Raw genomic sequence first — 20,097 nt, 5'->3', positions numbered from 1 at the left:
CTCAAAACGAAGCGACGATGGAGCACGACCACCTGGCTGGACAGCCTGAACGCGACGCGCGTTACTTCGCTCGCCTGGGCTGGATACTGGCGATTGTCGGCGCTGGCAGTTTCTTCACCTGGGCCAGCCTGGCCCCCCTCGACCAGGGCATACCGGTACAGGGCACAGTGGTGGTCTCGGGCAAGCGCAAGGCCGTGCAGTCGATGAGCAACGGCGTGGTCAGCCAGATACTGGTGAGCGAAGGCCAGCGGGTAAAACAGGGCCAGCCGCTGTTCCGGCTCGACCAGACTCAGGTCGCCGCGGACGTGCAATCGCTGCAAGCGCAGTACCGCATGGCCTGGGCCAGCCTTGCCCGTTGGCAAAGCGAGCGGGACAACCTCAAGCAGGTGAGTTTCCCCGCCGAGCTAAGCAATGATCCCGACCCGCGTCTGGCGTTGGTGCTCGAAGGCCAGCGCCAGTTGTTCAGCAGTCGTCGCGATGCCTTCGCCCGCGAGCAGGCCGCGTTGGGCGCCAGCATCGAAGGCGCCGGCGCGCAACTGGCCGGCATGCGCCGTGCCCGTACCGACTTGAGTGCTCAGGCCGATTCCCTGCAACAACAGCTAAGCAATCTGACGCCACTGGCGGAAAACGGCTACATCCCGCGCAATCGGTTGATGGAGTACCAGCGGCAACTGTCGCAAGTGCAACAACAGTTGGCAGAAAATCTCGGCGAAAGCGGCCGGGTGGAGCAGGGTATTGTCGAGTCTCGCTTGAAGCTGCAACAGCATATCGAGGAGTACCAGAAAGAAGTACGCACCCAACTGGCCGAAGCGCAGCTCAAAAGCGTGACGCTGGAAGAACAGTTGAACTCCGCCGGGTTCGATCTGCAGCACAGCGAGATCATTGCCACGGCTGACGGCATTGCGGTCAATCTGGGGGTGCACACGGTAGGCGCAGTGGTGCGTCAGGGCGACAACCTGCTGGAGATCGTACCTCAGGACACGCGCCTGGAAGTGGAAGGGCACCTGCCGGTCAACCTGATCGACAAGGTCGGTCCGCACCTGCCGGTGGATATCCTGTTCACCGCCTTCAACCAGAGCCGCACCCCGCGTGTACCGGGCGAAGTCAGCCTGGTCTCCGCCGACCAGTTGCTCGATGAGAAAAGCGGCGCACCGTACTACGTGCTGCGCAGCAGCGTCAGTGACCAGGCCATGGAGAAACTCAATGGCTTGGTGATCAAGCCCGGCATGCCAGCGGAGATGTTCGTGCGTACCGGTGAACGTTCGCTCCTCAATTATTTGTTCAAACCGCTGCTCGACCGGGCAGGCTCCGCGTTGACCGAGGAATAAGGATGTTCGGCAGTATGAATAAGCTTTCGATGCTCGGGGCGGCGTGGATGTTGTTCGCGGGCAACCAGGCCGTGGCGGCCATGGGACCGTTCGAGGTCTATGAACAGGCATTGCGCAATGATCCGGTATTCCTCGGCGCCATCAAGGAACGTGATGCAGGCCTTGAGAACCGTGCCATCGGCCGCGCCGGGCTGTTGCCAAGACTGGGTTACAACTACAACAAGGGCCGCAATAGCTCCAAGGTCACCTACCTCGACGAGCGCAGGCAAAACCAGAGCGATGACCGCAACTACAGCAGTTACGGTTCCAGCCTGACCTTGCAACAACCGTTGCTCGACTACGAGGCCTACGCGGCTTATCGCAAGGGCGTCGCGCAATCGCTGTTTGCCGACGAAAATTTTCGTGGCAAGAGCCAGCAATTGCTGGTGCGGGTGCTGGAAAACTACACCAAGGCGTTGTTCGCCCAGGACCAGATCGATATCGCCCTGGCCAAGAAGAAAGCTTTCGAGCAGCAGTTCCAGCAGAACGAGCAGATGTTTCGCCAGGGCGAAGGTACTCGCACCGACATTCTCGAAGCCGAATCGCGCTACGAACTGGCTATCGCCGAAGAAATCGAAGCGCGTAATGAACAGGATGCATCTCTGCGCGAACTTGGCGCGCTGATCGGTGTGCCGGCGATCGACATTGCCGACCTTGCACCACTGGATCAAAACTTCCAGACCTTCACCCTGCAGCCGGCCAATTACGACACCTGGCATGAGATGGCCGTGGCCAATAACCCCAACCTGGCTTCCCAGCGCCAGGCGCTTGAAGTGGCGCGCTACGAGGTCGAGCGCAACCGGGCCGGGCACCTGCCCAAGGTCAGCGCCTACGCCTCGGTGCGTCAGAATGAATCGGAAAGCGGCAACACCTACAACCAGCGCTACGACACCAACACCATCGGCATCGAAATCAATGTGCCGCTGTACGCCGGCGGTGGTGTTTCTGCATCGACCCGCCAGGCAAGCCGTGCGATGGAGCAGGCCGAGTACGAACTGGATGGCAAGACCCGGGAAACCCTGATCGAGTTGCGACGGCAGTTCAGCGCCTGCCTGACAGGGGTGAGCAAGCTGCGTGCCTATCAGAAAGCCCTGACCTCCGCCGAAGCGCTGGTGGTCTCGACCAGGCAAAGCATTCTGGGCGGTGAGCGGGTCAACCTCGATGCGCTCAATGCCGAGCAACAATTGTTTACCACCCGCCGGGATCTGGCCCAGGCGCGCTACGACTATCTGATGGCCTGGACCAAGTTGCATTACTACGCCGGGACCTTGAATGAACAGGATCTGGCCAGGGTCGACGAGGCGTTCGGACAAGGCCTTCAAACCCGATGATTGCCCCCGTAGGAGCTGCCGCAGGCTGCGATCTTCTGATCTTCAGCGTTTTCGTTGACGCAAAAAGATCGCAGCCTTCGGCAGCTCCTGCAAAAAGCGAAATACAGCCGGAAATAAATGGAAAGGTAACGACATGGGACTGTTTGATTACAAAAACGCCGGAAGCGAAGCCGGCAAGGCGTTGTACAGCGATGCCATCGCCTTGACGCTTTATGCGTACACGCCCACCGGCCAGCCACTACCAGCCGGCGGTTGGGCGCCGATAAGCGCCACGACGCTGGGCTATCAGGGCAAGGTTGGCGCCCAAGGTACCTTCTATGGCGAGAAGGACGGCTTCACCAGCGCCGAAGCCGAAATCCTCGGTAAATACGACGGCGCCGGGAACCTGATTGGCCTGGGCATCGCCTTCCGTGGCACCGGTGGCCTGGGGTACGGCGACACCTTTGGCGACATGAAAAACAACCTGTTGGCCGCGGTCGGCCCGGTGGATTATGCGAGCAACTACGCGAAAAACGCTTTCGACAGCCTGCTCAAGAGCGTCGCTGCATTCGCTATCGCCCACGGCCTGAGTGCCAGGGACGTTGTGGTCAGCGGGCATAGCCTTGGCGGGTTGGGGGTCAACAGCCTGGCGGAGTTGAGTGGTAATAACTGGGGCGGTTTCTTCAAGGACGCCAACTACATCGCCTTCGCTTCGCCAACCCAAAGCACCACCGGCAACAACGTGCTCAACATCGGTTACGAGAACGACCCGGTGTTTCGGGTGCTCGACGGCACTACCTTCAGCAGTGGCTCACTGGGCAAGCACGATGGTCATCAGGATTCAGCGACCAACAACGTCGTCAACTTCAATGACCAGTACGCCTCCACCGCGCAGAACCTGGTGCCCTTCAGCATTCTCAACCCGCTGAACTGGTCGGCCCATGGATCGCTGGGTTACGCCGACGGACTGAACCGGGTGATCGACTCTGCCTTCTATGACCTGACCGGGAAGGATTCGACCCTGATCGTCTCCAACCTGTCGGTGTCGACTCGCGGCGCCACCTGGGTCGAGGACCTCGGGCGCAGTGGCGAGCCGCACACAGGCAGCACGTTTATCATCGGCACCGACAGCGCCGATTGGCTCAAGGGCGGCGCCGGCAATGACTTCATCGAAGGCCGGGACGGCAACGACCGTTTCCGCGACGACGGCGGCTTCAACATACTTTTGGGCGGCAAGGGCAACAACACGTTCGAACTGCTCAAGCCACTGCAGAACTTCAGCTTCGCCAACGATGGCGATGGCACGCTGTTCGTACGTGACGCCTATGGCGGCATCAGCATGACCCGGGACATCGGCGCGCTGGTGAGCCAGGAATCCGGATCATGGTGGAGCACCAGGGACATCACCTGGACCGTCACCGGCAACGGCCTGCTCAACGGCAACGAACTGACCCGCTACAGTCATTCGCTCAACGGCGATGCCCTCGGCAATACGCTGTTAGCCGACGTCCAGGGTGACTGGCTGTTCGGCAACGGCGGCGATGACGTATTGCGCAGCGACAAGGGCCACGTGACCTTCGTCGGCGGCAACGGCAACGACGTGATGCATTCCACCGGGGACGGCAGCAATACCTTCCTGTTCAGCGGCGCTTTCGGATTTGATGCGATCAATGGCTACCAGGGCAGCGACACCCTGGTGTTCATGGGCGTTGAAGGCGCGGGGCAGGGCTATGACTACCGACAGCATGCCTCCCAGGCCGGTCAAGACACGGTGCTGAAGGTTGGCGACTTTTCCGTGACCCTGGTCGGGGTGGGGCTGGATAACCTGTCGACTTCCGGCTTTGTGTTTGCCTGACAGATTTTTGTAACAGCACTGGAGGCTCCGGGCATCTCGCGATCGAGGTGTCCCGGCAGTGAGCTATCTCTGACAATTCCAACAAAGAGAGAGGCAATACCCATGGGTGTGTACGACTACAAGAACCTTGGTACAGCAGACGCCAAAGCGTTGTTCACCGACGCGATGGCAATCACGCTGTACTCCTATCACAACCTCGACAACGGCTTTGCCACCGGTTACCAGCACAACGGTTTCGGCGTGGGCCTGCCGGCAACGTTGGTGACCGCGCTGATTGGCGGCACCGACTCCCAAGGGGTGATTCCCGGTATCCCCTGGAACCCAGATTCGGAAAAAGCTGCACTGGAGGCGGTACAGAAAGCCGGTTGGACACCCATCACCGCCGCGCAGTTGGGTTATGACGGCAAAGTCGATGCACGGGGAACCTTCTTCGGCGAAAAAGCCGGCTATACCAGCGCCCAGGTGGAAATCCTCGGTAAATACGACGCCCAAGGGCACCTCACGGAAATCGGCATCGCCTTTCGCGGCACCAGTGGCCCTCGTGAAAACCAGATCAGTGACTCCATCGGCGATGTCATCAATGACCTGTTGGCGGCATTGGGTCCACAGGATTACGCGAAAAACTATGTGGGTGAAGCGTTCGGGAAGCTGCTCGCCGACGTCGCGGCGTTTGCCCGGGCCAACGGGCTGTCCGGTAATGACGTGCTGGTCAGCGGTCACAGTCTCGGCGGGCTGGCAGTCAATAGCCTGGCAGATTTGAGCCGCGAAAAATGGGGCGGCTTCTTCCAGGACTCCAACTACATTGCCTACGCCTCGCCAACTCAAGGCAGCAGCGACAAGGTGCTGAACATCGGCTATGAAAACGATCCAGTGTTCCGTGCGCTGGACGGTTCGGCGTTCAACCTGGCATCGGTCGGTGTGCACGATACCAATCAAGCCTCGGCCACCAACAACATTGTCAGCTTCAATGACCACTACGCGTCGACCGCATGGAATCTGCTGCCGTTTTCCATCCTCAACATCCCGACCTGGATTTCCCACTTGCCGACCGGTTACGGCGACGGCATGACCCGGGTGCTGGAATCGCGGTTCTACGACCTCACCAGCAAAGACTCGACCATTATTGTTGCCAACCTCTCGGACCCGGCGCGGGCCCACACCTGGGTCCAGGACCTGAACCGCAATGCCGACACCCACAAAGGCAGCACTTTCATTATCGGCAGTGACGGCAACGACCTGATCCAGGGCGGCAAGGGCAACGACTATCTGGAAGGCCGCGACGGCAACGACACCTTCCGCGATGCCGGTGGCTACAACGTCCTTTTGGGCGGCAAGGGGCACAACGTGCTCGACTTGCAGCAGTCGGTGAAAAACTTCGACTTTGCCAACGACGGCGCCGGCAACCTGTACATCCGCGATGCCAATGGCGGCATCAGTATCACCCGTGACATCGGCAGCATCATGAGCAAGGAGCCGGGCTTTTTATGGGGGCTGGTCAAGGATGACGTGACCCACAGCGTCACCGCCAACGGGCTGGCGGACGGTAACCAGCTGACCCGGTACGAGTCGTCGATAAAGGGGGGCATGGGGAACGATACGCTCAAGGCGCAGGCGCTCGGCGATTGGTTGTTCGGTCTCGACGGCAACGATCATTTGATCGCAGGCAAGGGCAACGACGTGTTGATCGGCGGGGCCGGCAACGACCTGCTGGAATCGGGGGGCGGGATCGATACGTTCCTGTTCAGCGGCGCGTTTGGCCACGACCGGGTGCTGGGTTATCAGGCGAACGACAAACTGGTGTTTCTCGGGGTACAGGGTGTTACGCCGGACGACGACTTCCGGGCCCATGCCAGCGTGGTGGGGCAGGATACCGTGCTGACGTTTGGCAATGATTCAGTGACATTGGTCGGGGTCGGGCTGGACAGTTTGTCGGGTGTGGGGATTGTGATCGCCTGATGGTGAGTTGGCGCCGGTAAGGGCCTCTTCGTCGGAGCGCCGCCCGGACCAGTCCCGCTCCCGCAAGGTTGGCGCATACCTTGTGGGAGCGGGCTTTCCCGCGATGAACGATAACGCGAAATTCAGTCTTCCTTGCGGATCGTGGCCACTTCATCAGCCTTGACTTTCACTTTCGCCCCGGAAATATCTTCGAACTCGAAGAAGCCATCCTTTGTCTTGGTTTTCGGCATGTCCTTGGTCAAATACTGGGTGCCGTTCTGCAGGGTCACCACCGTTGGCGTCGAGCAGCCGGCCAGCATCAGCAGGGCCGCTGCCGCCAGGGGCAAGCCCAAAGTCTTGATGTCCATGATCACCTCCCGTACGTTTTGAAGCAGTGCCGTCAGTTCGAGGCTGTCACCGCATCTTTCTGGCGGTTGGTGCTGCCGGGGCGCAGAAAGTTCTACTGCCCTGAAAAATACCGTACAGCGCCGCCATTTATCCTTTTCCGATTGCACCGGGCAGGGCGGAACTGGTATCTGTACGCATAACCAGTACTCGCTCGCCATGGCCCATTTCCCTGTGACTGCAAATCCCCTCGACGATCCGTTCTACTACTTGAACAACTTCATGCAAGTGCTTGATTGGCTTGAGCAGCGCTCCAGCGATGTGTTGAGCGTCGAAGAGCAGCGCTTTATTGATGAGTTTAAGCGGTTGCCCCGTGAGTCGCAGGCACTGCTGGTCAGAATGGTGATGCGCAAAGGCGTACATTTCCGGGCGAGCAAGCTGCATTACGACGAAATCGGCGATATCGGCATAGCCGCCGGCCCGCTGCTCGAACTGGGTTGGGTCGACGGGCAAATGCCCATCGCCATCGACGAACTGTTCGAGGTGCTGCTCAAGGCAGAAATCCTCCAGACCTTCGCCACTGTCATCGATCAACCCAAAGGCAAGAAAGCCGATTGGTTGCCGACGCTCTGCGAGCAGTTTCCCCAGGCGCAAAGCTTCAACGCCTGGTGCCCGTGGCTGGATGAGCGCCTGTTCAGCCTGACCATCATGGAGTTGTGCGATCGCCTGCGCCTGATGTTCTTCGGCAACCTGTACCAGGACTGGTCGGAATTCGTGTTGGCCGATCTCGGCATTTATACCTATGAAAAAGTCGAATTCTGTGCCGAATCCCGTGGCTTGCGCAGCCGGGAAGACGTGGACGCCTGTGTCCTCCTGCATGCGTACCAGCAACAATTCGAGGCCGGTGAAGCGCTGGAAGAGGTGGTCGAGCGTATCAAGGGGCTGGTGCTGGACAATCCATGGTTGCAACGGCGGCGTGGCAAGCTGCTGTTCCAGATGGGGCAGTATTGCGAGCGCATCGTGGATTTCGCCATGGCCCTGAACCTCTACCGCGAATGTGCCTATCCGGGCGCGCGTTCGCGATTGATTCGCGTGCTGGAACGCAGTGGCGAGTTTGAGTTGGCGATGGACCTGGCCACACAGGCCGAACAGGCTCCGGAAAGTGCCGCGGAACACCAGCAGTTGCTCCGCGTGTTGCCACGCCTGCGGCGCAAGCTCGGCGGGCCGCCCATCAAGCGGGCAGCGCCTCGGCAAATGCAGCGTCTGGACCTGCAATTACCGAGGACAGACCCGGCGCTACCGGTGGAACTTCACGTCCAGGCGCATTTGGCGCAAGCGTCGGCGCCAGTGCACTACGTCGAAAACAGCCTGGTCAATTCACTGTTTGGCCTGCTGTGTTGGCCCGCGATTTTCGCGCCTTTGCCGGGGGCCTTTTTTCACCCGTTCCAGCGCGGGCCGGTGGATTTGCTCAGCGAAGACTTCCATGGACGCCGGGCCGAACTGTTTCAGGCTTGTCTGGCCGAACTCGACGACGGGCGCTATCGGCAGACCATCCGCGAACGGTATGCCGCCAAGTGGGGCGTGCAGTCCCCATTCGTGTTCTGGAGCGTGCTCGACGAAGAACTGCTGGAGCAAGCACTGGATTGCCTCCCGGCCGAGCACCTCAAGCATTGGTTCAACCGCCTGTTGCTGGACATCAAGGCCAATCGCGCCGGCATGCCGGACCTGATCCAGTTCTGGCCGCAGCAAAAGACCTACCGCATGATTGAAGTCAAAGGCCCGGGCGATCGCCTGCAGGACAACCAGTTGCGCTGGCTGGAATTCTGCCATGAGCACCAGATGCCGATTGCCGTGTGCTACGTGCAATGGGCGGAGCAGGGCGCTTGAGCTACAGCATTGCGGTACGGGCGTTGTGTGAGTTCACCGCCAAGACCGGCGACCTCGATCTGCGCTTCACACCGTCGCCCACCGCGCTGGAGGGCATCGTCGGGCACCGTACGGTGGCATCACGGCGCAGCGAGGGCTATCAAAGCGAAGTCGCCCTTGAAGGCCAGTATCAGACCTTGACGGTCAAGGGCAGGGCCGATGGCTATGACCCTGGGCAGAACTGCCTGGAAGAGGTCAAGACCTACCGCGGAGACTTGAGCAAACAACCGGCCAACCACCGTCAATTGCATTGGGCCCAGGCGAAAATCTACGGCTGGTTGATGTGCCGGAAACTGGATCTGCCCCGGATCAACCTGGCGCTGGTGTATTTCGACATCGTCAGCGAAAAGGAAACCTGCCTGGTCGAGCCCTTCGAGGCCGCGCAGCTGCAACAGTTCTTCGAGCGGCACTGCGCGCGCTTCCTCCAATGGGCGCAACAGGAAGTCGCCCATCGTGACGGGCGCAATCTAGCGGCGCAGCATCTTGCGTTTCCCCACGCCGGTTTTCGGACGGGGCAGCGCCACCTGGCCGAGTCGGTGTTCAAGGCTGTCAGCACGGGGCGCTGCCTGATGGCCCAGGCGCCCACTGGAATCGGTAAAACCCTGGGCACCCTGTTTCCCATGCTCAAGGCGCTGGCGCCGCAGCAACTGGACAAAGTGTTCTTCCTCACGGCGAAAACCCCGGGACGCAAACTGGCCCTGGACGCCGCGCAAGTGATTCTGGCCAGCACCGATGCGCCGCCGTTGCGGGTGCTGGAAATGATCGCCCGGGACAAGGCCTGCGAACACCCGGACAAGGCCTGCCACGGCGAGTCCTGTCCACTGGCCCGGGGTTTCTACGATCGCCTGCCCGCCGCACGGCAGGCGGCCAGTCAACTGAGCCTGTTGAACCAGGGCGCCTTGCGCGAGGTCGCCCTGGCACACGATGTCTGTCCGTATTACCTGAGCCAGGAAATGGCGCGCTGGGCCGACGTGGTGGTTGCCGACTACAACTATTACTTCGATTTCAGCGCGCTACTGTTCGGTCTGGCCCAGGCCAACAACTGGAAAGTCGCGGTGCTGGTCGACGAAGCCCATAACCTGGTGGAACGCGGCCGGCAGATGTACAGCGCGAGCCTTGATCAGGCGACCTTCAACGGTGTGCGCCAAACCGCACCCGAATTGCTGAAAAAGTCGATGCAGCGAGTCAACCGCGAGTGGAATGCCCTGCATAACGCGCAAACCGGCGCCTACCAGGCTTATGACAAGGCGCCGGAAAAGCTCCTTCAGGCACTGTCATCGTGCAGCGCCAGCATTGGTGACTACCTGAACGATCACCCGCAAGGACTGGACAGCACACTGCAGGGCTTTTACTTCGACATGCTGCATTTTTGCCGGGTGGCCGAGCTTTTCGACGAAAATTTCCTGTTCGACATCAGCAAGCGCGACCTTGAACGCAAGCGCAATCTCTCGCAGCTGTGCCTGCGCAATGTGGTTCCCGCCGGGTTCATCCGCCCGCGCCTGACTGCCGCTCGCAGCACGGTGCTGTTTTCCGCGACCCTCAGCCCCCGGCACTATTACGCCGATTTACTGGGAACACCGGCGGACACGGTATGTATCGACGTCGAGTCGCCGTTTCATGCCGATCAATTGCAAGTGCACATCGTCAGCCAGATCTCCACGCGGTTCGTACATCGCCAGTCCTCTCTCGAACCGATTGTGGATTTGATCGCCAGACAGTTCTGCAAGCGTCCCGGCAACTACCTGGCGTTTTTCAGCAGCTTCGAATACTTGCAGCAAGTGGCGCAGTTACTCACCGAGAAACATCCGCACATCAGCCTGTGGTCGCAGTCCCGGGGCATGGGCGAAGCGCAACGTCAGCAGTTTCTCGATCAATTCCACGCCGACGGCCAGGGTGTCGGCTTTGCGGTACTGGGCGGGGCCTTTGGCGAAGGCATCGATTTGCCCGGTGCCCGGTTGATCGGCGCATTTATCGCCACGTTGGGGCTGGCACAGCTCAATCCGGTGAACGAGCAACTGAAGCAGCGCATGGCCGCCATTTTTGGCGCCGGCTACGACTATACGTATCTGTTTCCCGGCGTACAGAAAGTGGTGCAGGCCGCTGGACGGGTCATCCGTACGCAACAGGACCAAGGGGTGGTGATGCTGATCGATGACCGTTTTGGCGAGAGCAAGGTCAAGCAGTTGTTGCCGCGTTGGTGGGCTTTCCAAAAACCCGGTATGACGCATACTCCAGAGAAACAATGAAGCGGTGGGATCAATGAGCGAAGATCGAACCAGGGTCAGTGCCATCGAAGACGGTCGTTTTCGGCTATTGATCGATGCGGTGATCGACTACGCGATCTACATGATCGATCCCGATGGCATCATCACCAGCTGGAATGCCGGCGCCAGGCGTTTCAAGGGGTATGAGGAGGCCGAGATCCTCGGCCAGCATTTCTCGCGTTTCTATACCGATGAAGATCGTCGTGCCGGCTTGCCCCAGCGGGCACTGGACACGGCGATTCGTGAAGGGCGGTTCGAGGGCGAAGGCTGGCGGGTGCGCAAGGACGGTACGCGTTTCTGGTCCCATGTGGTCATCGATCCGATTCTCGACCCGTCGGGCACGTTACTGGGGTTCGCCAAGATCACCCGGGACCTGACCGATCGCAAAATGGCCGAGGAAGTCCTCAAACAGAGCGAGCAGCAATTCCGCCTGCTGGTGCAGAGCGTTACTGACTACGCGATCTATATGCTTTCGCCGGACGGACGCGTGAGCAACTGGAATCCTGGCGCCCAGCGCATCAAGGGTTACTTGCCGGAAGAAGTCATTGGCCAGCATTTTTCGATGTTCTATACCCCGGAGGATCGCGAAGCCCGCGAGCCACAACGGACGCTGGACATCGCCGTTCGTGAAGGGCGTTTTGAAAACAAGGGCTGGCGGATGCGCAAGGACGGTACGCGGTTCCTCGCCCATGTCATTGTCGACCCGATCTGGGGCGACACCGGCACCTTGCTCGGTTTTGCCAAGATTACCCGCGATATCACTGAGGTCACGCAAGCGCAGCAGGCGCTGGAGCAAACCCGGGAGGCCTTGTTCCAGGCGCAGAAAATGCAGGCCATCGGTCAGCTCAGCGGCGGCATCGCTCACGATTTCAACAACCTGCTGACGGTGATCCTCGGCAACCTGGAAATCCTGCGCAAGCGGGTGACGGACGATCCCAAAATTACCCGCTTGATCGACAACGCCACCCAAGGTGCCTTGCGCGGTGTTTCCCTGACCCAGCGCATGCTGGCGTTTGCCCGACGCCAGGAGCTCAAGTCGGAACCGGTGCGGATACCGGCATTGGTGGAAGGCATTTCCGGGCTGTTGCGCAGCTCCCTCGGGCCTTCGGTGAAAATCGAAACGCGTTTTCCCGAGGGGCTCGAACCCGTGATGGCTGACCTCAACCAGCTGGAACTGGCGGTCCTGAACCTGGCGACCAATGCCCGTGATGCCATGCCCCACGGCGGGACCCTCAGCTTCAGTGCCAGAACCGATGAAGTGACCGACAGCTCCACCTCATCCCTGGCGTTGGGGCGTTACGTCTGCCTGAGTATTGCCGATACGGGCGAGGGCATGGACGAAACCACGCTGGCCTCGGCGATGGACCCGTTCTTTACCACCAAGGGCGTGGGTAAAGGCACGGGCCTGGGGTTGTCGATGGTCCACGGCTTTATCGAGCAATTGGGTGGCCGCTTCATCCTCAAGAGCCGGAAGGATCAGGGCACGACCGCCGAACTCTGGTTGCCGGTCGCCGCCAGTGGCTCGGCCGTCCAACCGGTTTCCAAGGCATCGGCCGTGACGGTGCCTCGCCTGTGCGTACTGGTGGTGGACGATGACAGCCTGGTGTTGACCAGCACCAGCCTGCTGCTCGAGGACCTCGGGCACCGGGTCATCAGTGCGGCCTGCGGTGCCACGGCGCTGGAGCTGTTTGAAAGTGGACCGGAGATTGATCTGGTCATCACCGACATGGCCATGCCACAGATGAATGGCGCGCAACTGGCCAATGCCATCAGGATCATTCGACCGGGCGTGCCGATCATCCTCGCCACCGGTTATGCCGAACGGCTGGAAGGCTTTGCCGCCCATCTGCCACGGTTGTCGAAACCTTTTACCCAACTCAACCTGGTGGAAGTCATTGCCTTGGCGATGAAGTGACGCGGCAGACCAGATTGCCCGGTATCTGTAGGAGCGAGCTTGCTCGCGATGGAGTGTCAGTCGACACTCACTCAGCTGACACACCTTCGCGAGCAAGCTCGCTCCTACAGATGGCGCAAGCTGCGCTCCATCCGCGCAATGCCTTCTTCCAGCAGCGACCGTGGGCAGCCGAAATTCAGGCGCACGAACTGCTTGCAGTCATCGCCGAAGTCCAGACCGGCGCTCAATCCGACCCTGGCCTGTTCCAGGAAGAACTGCTGTGGGTTGTCCAGCCCCAGTGCCGTGCAGTCCAGCCATGCCAGGTAGGTGCTTTGCGGCAGGTTCATGGTGATGCCCGGCAGGCGGGTGCGCACGGCCTCGGCGAGGAAATCGCGGTTGTCCTGCAGGTAGACCTTCAGCGCTGCCAGCCATGGCGCAGCTTCGCTGTAGGCGACGCGGGTGGCTTCCATGCCCAGCGGATTGACACTGTCGACCATGCCGCAACGGGCGTGGTTGACCTTCTCGCGCAGGTGACGGTCCTGGATGATCATGAACGAGGTTTTCAGGCCGGCGATGTTGTAGGCCTTACTTGCCGACATCAGCGTGATGGTGCGCTGGGCGATTTGCGGGCTCAGGGTAGCCATCGGAATGTGCGTGCGGCCGTCGAAGCACAACTCGGCGTGGATCTCGTCGGAAATGATCCAGGCATCATGCTCAAGGCAAATGTCGGCGATGGCTTGCAGTTCTGCGCGGGGGAAGGCCTTGCCCAGTGGGTTGTGCGGGTTGCTCAGCAGCAGTGCGCCACCGCCTTGCAGTGACTGGCTCAAGGAATCCAGCGGCGTGACGTAGGTACCATCGGCTTGCGCGTCGAAATTCAGCTCGACCTTGTTCAGCCCCCAATGCCCGGGTGCGTGGCGCAGCGGCGGGTAGTTCGGAACCTGCACGACGACGTTCTGTTGCGGCTGCACCAGGGCCTTCAATGCCATGTTGAAGCCCGACTCGACGCCCGGCAGGAAAATCAGCTCCTGGGGCTCGACGCGCCAGGCGTACTTGTTCCAGAGGTCGGCAACGATCGCCTCGCGCAGGTCATCCTGGGCCACGCTGTAACCGACCATCGGGTGTTCCAGGCGCTTCTGCAGGGCCTGGATGATCACCGGCGGCGCAGCGAAATCCATGTCGGCGACCCACATCGGCAACACGTCGGCCGGGTAGCGGCTCCACTTGGTACTGCCGGTGTTGTGGCGGTCGAACACCTGATCAAAATCGAAAGTCATGCGGGGTCTCGTAACGGCAGGTTGGTTATGGCGCCATGATAATCGCCAATCCCTTGTAGGAGCGAGCTTGCTTGCGATGGAGTGTCAGTCGACACTCACTCAGCTGATACACCATCGCGAGCAAGCTCGCTCCTACAGAGGGGGTTATGTCTGCAGGGCCGACGGTCGGCTGTCATGGTGAATTCGACAGCATTGACTACAGTTTGTAGTGTCGGCAGCCAGACTGCCGCGACCGTGGTTGTTCAAAAAAGCCCGGCCATGTACCGGGCGCCACCTGATCAGGAGTGCACGATGGATCTCAGCCGTCGTCAGTTCTTCAAGGTCGCCGGCATCGGCCTTGCAGGCTCTAGCCTGGGCGCGTTGGGCATGGCCCCGACGCCAGCCTTTGCCGAACAGGTGCGTCACTTCAAGCTCGCCCATACCCATGAAACCCGCAACACCTGCCCGTATTGCTCGGTCGGTTGCGGCTTGATCATGTACAGCCAGGGCGATACGGCGAAGAATGTCGCGCAAAACATCATCCATATCGAAGGCGACGCCGACCACCCGGTCAACCGCGGCACCCTTTGCCCCAAAGGCGCAGGCCTGCTGGACTTCATACACAGCCCAGGCCGCCTGCAATACCCGCAGACGCGCAAACCCGGCAGCACCGAGTGGACCCGCATCTCCTGGGATGAAGCGCTCGATCGCGTCGCCGACCTGATGAAGGCCGACCGCGACGCCAACTTCACCGAGAAGAATGCCCAGGGCCAAACGGTAAACCGCTGGCTGACCACCGGTTTCCTCGCGGCATCGGCGGCCTCCAGTGAAGCGGGCTACATCACCCACAAGGTGGTTCGCAGTCTCGGCATGCTGGGGTTCGATAACCAGGCGCGTGTCTGACACGGCCCGACGGTGGCAAGTCTTGCCCCGACGTACGGCCGTGGAGCCATGACCAATACCTGGACCGATATCGCCAACGCGAATCTGGTTCTGGTGATGGGCGGCAACGCAGCAGAAGCGCACCCGTGCGGCTTCAAGTGGGTGACCGAGGCCAAGGCGCACAACAAGGCGCGGCTGATCGTGGTCGATCCGCGTTTTACCCGGACCGCCTCGGTGGCCGACTATTACGCGCCGATCCGTACCGGTACCGACATCGCCTTCATGGGCGGGTTGATCAATTATCTGCTGACCGAGGACAAGATCCAGCACGAATACGTGCGCAACTACACCGACGTATCGTTCATCGTCAAAGCCGGTTATGGCTTCGAGGACGGGATCTTCAGCGGTTACGATGCGGCCAAACGCCTCTACACCGACAAGTCCGGCTGGGGTTATGAACTGGGCGAGGACGGCTTTGCCAAGGTCGATCCGACCCTGCAAGACCCACGCTGTGTCTATCAGTTGATGAAGCAGCATTACAGCCGCTACAGCAAAGAGCTGGCGAGCCAGATTTGTGGCATGCCGGTCGATGCCATGCAGAAAATATGGGAGGAAATCGCCACTTGCTCGCAACCGGGCAAGACCATGACCATCCTCTATGCGCTGGGCTGGACCCAGCACTCGACTGGCGCGCAGATGATCCGCAGCGCGGCGATGGTGCAATTGCTGCTGGGCAACGTCGGCATGCCGGGCGGGGGGGTGAATGCCTTGCGCGGGCACTCCAACATCCAGGGGCTGACGGACCTGGGGCTGTTGTCCAATTCACTGCCGGGATACCTCTCGCTACCCGGCGATGCCGAACAGGACTACAACGCCTATATCGTCAAGCGCACGCAGAAACCATTGCGTCCGGGGCAACTGTCCTACTGGCAGAACTACGGCAAATTCCACGTCAGCCTGATGAAAGCCTGGTATGGCGCCAACGCAACGGCCGAGAACAACTGGGCCTACGACTACCTGCCGAAACTGGACATTCCCCAATACGACATCCTCAAGGTGTTTGATTTGATGGGCCAGGGCAAGGTCAACGGCTACCTGTGTCAGGGCTTCAACCCGATTGCCGCGTTGCCGGACAAAAACCGGGTGACCGCGGCACTGGCCAAACTGAAGTGGCTGGTGGTGATGGACCCGCTGGCCACCGAAACTTCGGAATTCTGGCGCAACGTCGGGTCGTACAACGATGTGAAGAGTGCCGACATCCAGACCGAAGTCATTCGCCTGCCCACCACCTGCTTTGCCGAGGAGGATGGCTCGCTGGTCAACAGCAGTCGCTGGCTGCAATGGCACTGGAAGGGCGCCGACGGGCCGGGTGAAGCGCAGACCGACATCCGCATCATGAGCGAACTGTTCGTGCGCCTGCGCCAGCGCTATCAGGCCGAAGGCGGCAAGTTCCCCGATCCGCTGCTCAAACTGTCGTGGCCGTACAAGATCCCGAACGAACCTTCGCCCGAGGAGCTGGCGAAGGAAATCAACGGCTACGCCACCACTGACTTCACCGACGCCACGGGCGCGGCAATCAAGGCCAATTCGCAACTGGCCGGGTTTGGCCAGCTCAAGGATGACGGCAGCACGGCGTCCGGCTGCTGGATTTTCTGTGGCAGCTGGACCGAACTGGGCAACCAGATGGCCCGCCGCGACAACAGCGACCCGTACGGCATGCACCAGCATCAAGGCTGGGCCTGGGCGTGGCCGGCCAACCGGCGGATTCTCTACAACCGTGCCTCGGCGGACCTGCAAGGCAAACCGTGGGATCCGAAAAAACGCCTGGTGTGGTGGAACGGCAAAGCCTGGGGCGGCACCGATGTGCCGGACTACAAGGCTGACGTGCCGCCGGAAGCCGGGATGAATCCGTTCATCATGAACCCCGAGGGCGTGGCGCGATTCTTCGCCGTCGACAAGATGAACGAAGGCCCGTTCCCCGAGCACTACGAGCCGTTCGAGACTCCGATCGGCATCAACCCGCTGCACCCGCAAAACAAGAAAGCCACCAGCAACCCGGCGGCGCGGATCTTCGATTCGGTCTGGGATTCCCTTGGCGTGGCCAAGGATTACCCGTACGCCGCCACCAGTTACCGGCTGACCGAGCATTTCCACTTCTGGAGCAAGCATTGCAAGCTCAACGCGATTGCCCAGCCCGAGCAGTTCGTGGAAATCGGCGAGGTGCTGGCCAAGGAAAAAGGCATCGTCGCCGGCGATCGTGTGCGGGTCAGCAGCAAGCGTGGCTTCATTGAAGCGGTGGCCGTGGTGACCAAGCGGATTCGCCCGCTGCAGGTCAACAATCAGGTGGTGCACCAGATCGGCATTCCGCTGCACTGGGGGTTCACCGGGCTCACGCGGCACGGCTACCTGACCAACACCCTGGTGCCGTTCCTCGGCGATGGCAACACCCAGACCCCGGAATCCAAGTCATTCCTGGTCAACGTGGAGAAAGTCTAAATGGCCAGCCAAGACATCATCGCCCGTTCGGCCACCACCACAGCCCCGTCCTCAATACGCCAGCAGGAGGAAGTCGCCAAGCTGATCGACACCACCAAATGCATCGGCTGCAAGGCTTGCCAGGTCGCCTGCTCGGAATGGAACGAACTGCGGGACGAGGTCGGTCACAACCATGGCACCTACGACAACCCGCAGGACCTCACCGCAGAAACCTGGACGCTGATGCGCTTCACCGAGCACGAGACCGACGCCGGCAACCTCGAATGGCTGATCCGCAAGGATGGCTGCATGCACTGCGCCGAGCCCGGTTGCCTGGCGGCGTGCCCCAGCCCCGGCGCGATCATCAAGCACGCCAATGGCATCGTCGATTTCAACCAGGACCATTGCATCGGCTGCGGCTACTGCATCACCGGGTGTCCGTTCAACATTCCACGGATCTCGCAAAAGGATCACAAGGCCTACAAATGCACCTTGTGCTCGGACCGGGTGGCGGTGGGGCTGGAACCGGCCTGCGTGAAAACCTGCCCGACCGGTGCCATCGTGTTCGGCTCCAAGGACGACATGAAGGTGCATGCCGCCGAACGTATCGTCGATCTGAAAAGCCGGGGCTTTGAAAACGCCGGTCTGTATGACCCCGAAGGCGTCGGAGGCACTCACGTGATGTACGTGTTGCACCACGCCGATACGCCAAGACTGTACGCCGGTTTGCCCGATCACCCGGCAATCAGCCCGCTGGTAGGGCTGTGGAAAGGCGTCAGCAAGCCGTTGGCGCTGCTGGCCATGGGCGCAGCGGTGCTGGCCGGGTTCTTCCACTACGTGCGCGTCGGCCCGCAAATCGTCGAAGAGGATGAACATCCGGCCCCGCCGGACAACGCCGTGCACGAAGTCGATCCGTCGGTGCATACCTTCGATCCCCGTGGGGAGGGCAGGCCATGAGCAACAAGACGATCCTGCGCTACACCAGCAACCAGCGCACCAATCATTGGCTGGTGGCAATCCTGTTTTTCATGGCCGGATTGTCCGGGTTGGCGCTGTTCCATCCGGCGCTGTTCTGGCTGAGCAACCTGTTCGGCGGTGGACCGTGGACACGCATCCTCCACCCATTCATGGGCGTGCTGATGTTCGTGCTGTTCCTCGGCCTGGTGTTGCGCTTCTGGCGCGCCAATTACTTCATCGCCAATGACCGCCTGTGGCTCAAGCGCATCGACCGGGTGATGCTGAACAAAGAGGAGGGCGTGCCACCCATCGGCAAATACAACCCCGGGCAGAAGCTGCTGTTCTGGACTTTACTGCTGTGCATGCTGGTGCTGCTATTGAGCGGTCTGGTGATCTGGCGTGCGTACTTCAGCGACTGGTTCGGCATCACCACGATTCGCTGGGCGATGTTGCTGCATGCGTTGGCCGCTTTTGTGCTGATCCTGAGCATCATCGTGCACATCTATGCCGGGATCTGGATCAAAGGCTCGGTCAGCGCCATGTTGCACGGCCGGGTCAGCCGTGGCTGGGCGAGGAAACACCACGAACTCTGGTATCGCCAAGTGACTCAAGATGAGACCCGCGACGAAGCACCCCAGCGTCCGATCACTAAAAAGGGCTGACATTTGCCAACCATCCTCGAACCCGGAGAAATCGAAGCGGCGGCCAGTTCGCCGCCGTTTCTGTACATGCCACCACATAACCTGTTCAGCCTGCGCGCCTTACGTCTGGAGACGCTGGCCGAAGGGCATCCGTTGGCCGATTACCTTCATTTGATTGCCGGGTTGTGCCGGGTACAGCAACAGGTGTTTAACGACCCGCCACTTGGCGATCCCCTCGACCGACAACGCATCGAATTGTGCCAGCAACACGGCTTGCCGCCGTTCGCAGCCGACAGCCTGGCGCGCGAAGACGATTGGCAGCTTTACCTCGATGCCTTGCTGCAGCGCTATAGCGCACCGCAACCCTGCGCCGTGGCCGATGCCGTGGAAACCTTGCGCCTGGCCGGTGCCGGGCAACGCCGCGCCTGGGCGGTGGCGTTGCTCAGCGGCCAGTATTCGCTGGTGCCAGCGGCGCTGGTGCCGTTTCTCGGTGCGGCGTTGCAAACAGCGTGGAGTCACTGGCTGTTGAGTACGCCAAACCTGGCCCTGACTCCCGGCGACAGCCTCAGCCAGTGCCCGGCCTGTGGCTCGCCGGCCATGGCCGGGGTCATCCGCCATCGCGGCAAGCACAATGGCTTGCGTTATCTGGTCTGTTCGCTGTGCGCCTGCGAGTGGCATGTGGTGCGGGTCAAGTGCGTGTATTGCGAGCAGAGCAAAGGCCTGGAGTACCTCAGCCTTGAAGATGACCGCCATGCCGCCAACCAGGCGCCGTTGCGCGCCGAAGTCTGCCCCGGTTGCAACAGCTATCTGAAGTTGCTCTATCTGGAAAACGATGCGGATGCCGAAGCGCTGTCGGCAGACCTGTCCAGCCTGATGCTCGACATGCGCCTGGCCCAGGACGGTTATCAGCGTTTGGCACCGAATCTGTTGCTGGCTCCGGGAGACGAGTAACCGCAGCGTCTACACTCTGGCGCGACGGTCATTCGTTTTCAG

General features: G+C 60.7%; 13 protein-coding genes. 11 read left to right on the top strand and 2 right to left on the bottom strand.

Annotated features, from left to right (window positions below):
* The first annotated feature begins 17 nt into the window (after positions 1 to 17).
* From ACEN8Q_RS07520 to ACEN8Q_RS07505, 4 genes are all read left to right on the top strand, one after another.
* A complete protein-coding gene (locus ACEN8Q_RS07520) occupies positions 18 to 1,328 on the top strand; it encodes an HlyD family type I secretion periplasmic adaptor subunit (protein ID WP_413705480.1) in 1,311 nt (436 codons plus the stop codon).
* Positions 1,329 to 1,330: 2 nt separating this feature from the next.
* Positions 1,331 to 2,698 carry a TolC family outer membrane protein gene (locus ACEN8Q_RS07515; RefSeq protein ID WP_413422765.1) on the top strand — a complete coding sequence of 456 codons (1,368 nt, stop codon included), beginning with the start codon at positions 1,331 to 1,333 and terminating at the stop codon, positions 2,696 to 2,698.
* Positions 2,699 to 2,831: 133 nt separating this feature from the next.
* Entirely contained in the window at positions 2,832 to 4,532 is a 1,701-nt protein-coding gene (locus tag ACEN8Q_RS07510) for a polyurethanase (RefSeq protein WP_413704877.1), read from the top strand.
* A 102-nt stretch (positions 4,533 to 4,634) separates the two neighbouring features.
* Positions 4,635 to 6,488: a polyurethanase gene (locus ACEN8Q_RS07505; protein WP_413704876.1), complete on the top strand. Its 1,854-nt coding sequence runs from the start codon at positions 4,635 to 4,637 to the stop codon at positions 6,486 to 6,488.
* Positions 6,489 to 6,610: 122 nt separating this feature from the next.
* On the opposite strand, the gene ACEN8Q_RS07500 is transcribed toward ACEN8Q_RS07505, so the two are convergent.
* Complete coding sequence (locus ACEN8Q_RS07500; RefSeq protein ID WP_413422759.1) at positions 6,611 to 6,835, bottom strand: YgdI/YgdR family lipoprotein; 225 nt, start codon at positions 6,833 to 6,835, stop codon at positions 6,611 to 6,613.
* Between the two features lie 196 nt (positions 6,836 to 7,031).
* Here ACEN8Q_RS07500 and ACEN8Q_RS07495 point away from each other — a divergent pair, with 196 nt between their 5' ends.
* From ACEN8Q_RS07495 to ACEN8Q_RS07485, 3 genes are read left to right on the top strand one after another with little or no spacing between them, the layout of a single operon-like run.
* Positions 7,032 to 8,699: a VRR-NUC domain-containing protein gene (locus ACEN8Q_RS07495; protein WP_413704875.1), complete on the top strand. Its 1,668-nt coding sequence runs from the start codon at positions 7,032 to 7,034 to the stop codon at positions 8,697 to 8,699.
* On the top strand, positions 8,696 to 10,984 hold the full coding sequence (locus ACEN8Q_RS07490; RefSeq protein WP_413704874.1) for an ATP-dependent DNA helicase: 2,289 nt from the start codon (positions 8,696 to 8,698) through the stop codon (positions 10,982 to 10,984). The genes ACEN8Q_RS07495 and ACEN8Q_RS07490 overlap by 4 nt, the downstream gene beginning before the upstream one ends.
* 13 nt (positions 10,985 to 10,997) lie before the next feature.
* Complete coding sequence (locus ACEN8Q_RS07485; RefSeq protein WP_413422753.1) at positions 10,998 to 12,917, top strand: PAS domain S-box protein; 1,920 nt, start codon at positions 10,998 to 11,000, stop codon at positions 12,915 to 12,917.
* Positions 12,918 to 13,021: 104 nt separating this feature from the next.
* Here the strand turns inward: ACEN8Q_RS07485 and ACEN8Q_RS07480 are convergent, their stop codons facing one another.
* A complete protein-coding gene (locus ACEN8Q_RS07480) occupies positions 13,022 to 14,170 on the bottom strand; it encodes a MalY/PatB family protein (RefSeq protein ID WP_413704873.1) in 1,149 nt (382 codons plus the stop codon).
* A gap of 291 nt (positions 14,171 to 14,461) precedes the next feature.
* On the opposite strand from ACEN8Q_RS07480, the gene fdnG reads away from it, so the two are divergent.
* Genes fdnG through fdhE form a run of 4 tightly spaced genes read left to right on the top strand, consistent with a single transcriptional unit; the run spans position 14,462 to position 20,055 of the window.
* A complete protein-coding gene (gene fdnG, locus ACEN8Q_RS07475) occupies positions 14,462 to 17,527 on the top strand; it encodes a formate dehydrogenase-N subunit alpha (RefSeq protein WP_413704872.1) in 3,066 nt (1,021 codons plus the stop codon).
* Entirely contained in the window at positions 17,528 to 18,463 is a 936-nt protein-coding gene (gene fdxH, locus ACEN8Q_RS07470; protein WP_413422747.1) for a formate dehydrogenase subunit beta, read from the top strand.
* On the top strand, positions 18,460 to 19,125 hold the full coding sequence (locus ACEN8Q_RS07465; RefSeq protein WP_413422745.1) for a formate dehydrogenase subunit gamma: 666 nt from the start codon (positions 18,460 to 18,462) through the stop codon (positions 19,123 to 19,125). The genes fdxH and ACEN8Q_RS07465 overlap by 4 nt, the downstream gene beginning before the upstream one ends.
* Before the next feature lie 3 nt (positions 19,126 to 19,128).
* The gene (gene fdhE / locus ACEN8Q_RS07460) at positions 19,129 to 20,055 is read left to right on the top strand and encodes a formate dehydrogenase accessory protein FdhE (RefSeq protein ID WP_413704871.1); all 927 of its coding nucleotides are present in this window, start codon (positions 19,129 to 19,131) and stop codon (positions 20,053 to 20,055) included.
* Positions 20,056 to 20,097 lie beyond the last annotated feature (42 nt).

It is taken from the genome of Pseudomonas sp. Pseusp16, assembly GCF_047324915.1.
GTDB lineage: Bacteria > Pseudomonadota > Gammaproteobacteria > Pseudomonadales > Pseudomonadaceae > Aquipseudomonas > Aquipseudomonas fluorescens_CD.
Note: the sequence above shows the minus strand (reverse complement) of the source record. Positions and strands in the feature narration are given on the sequence as shown.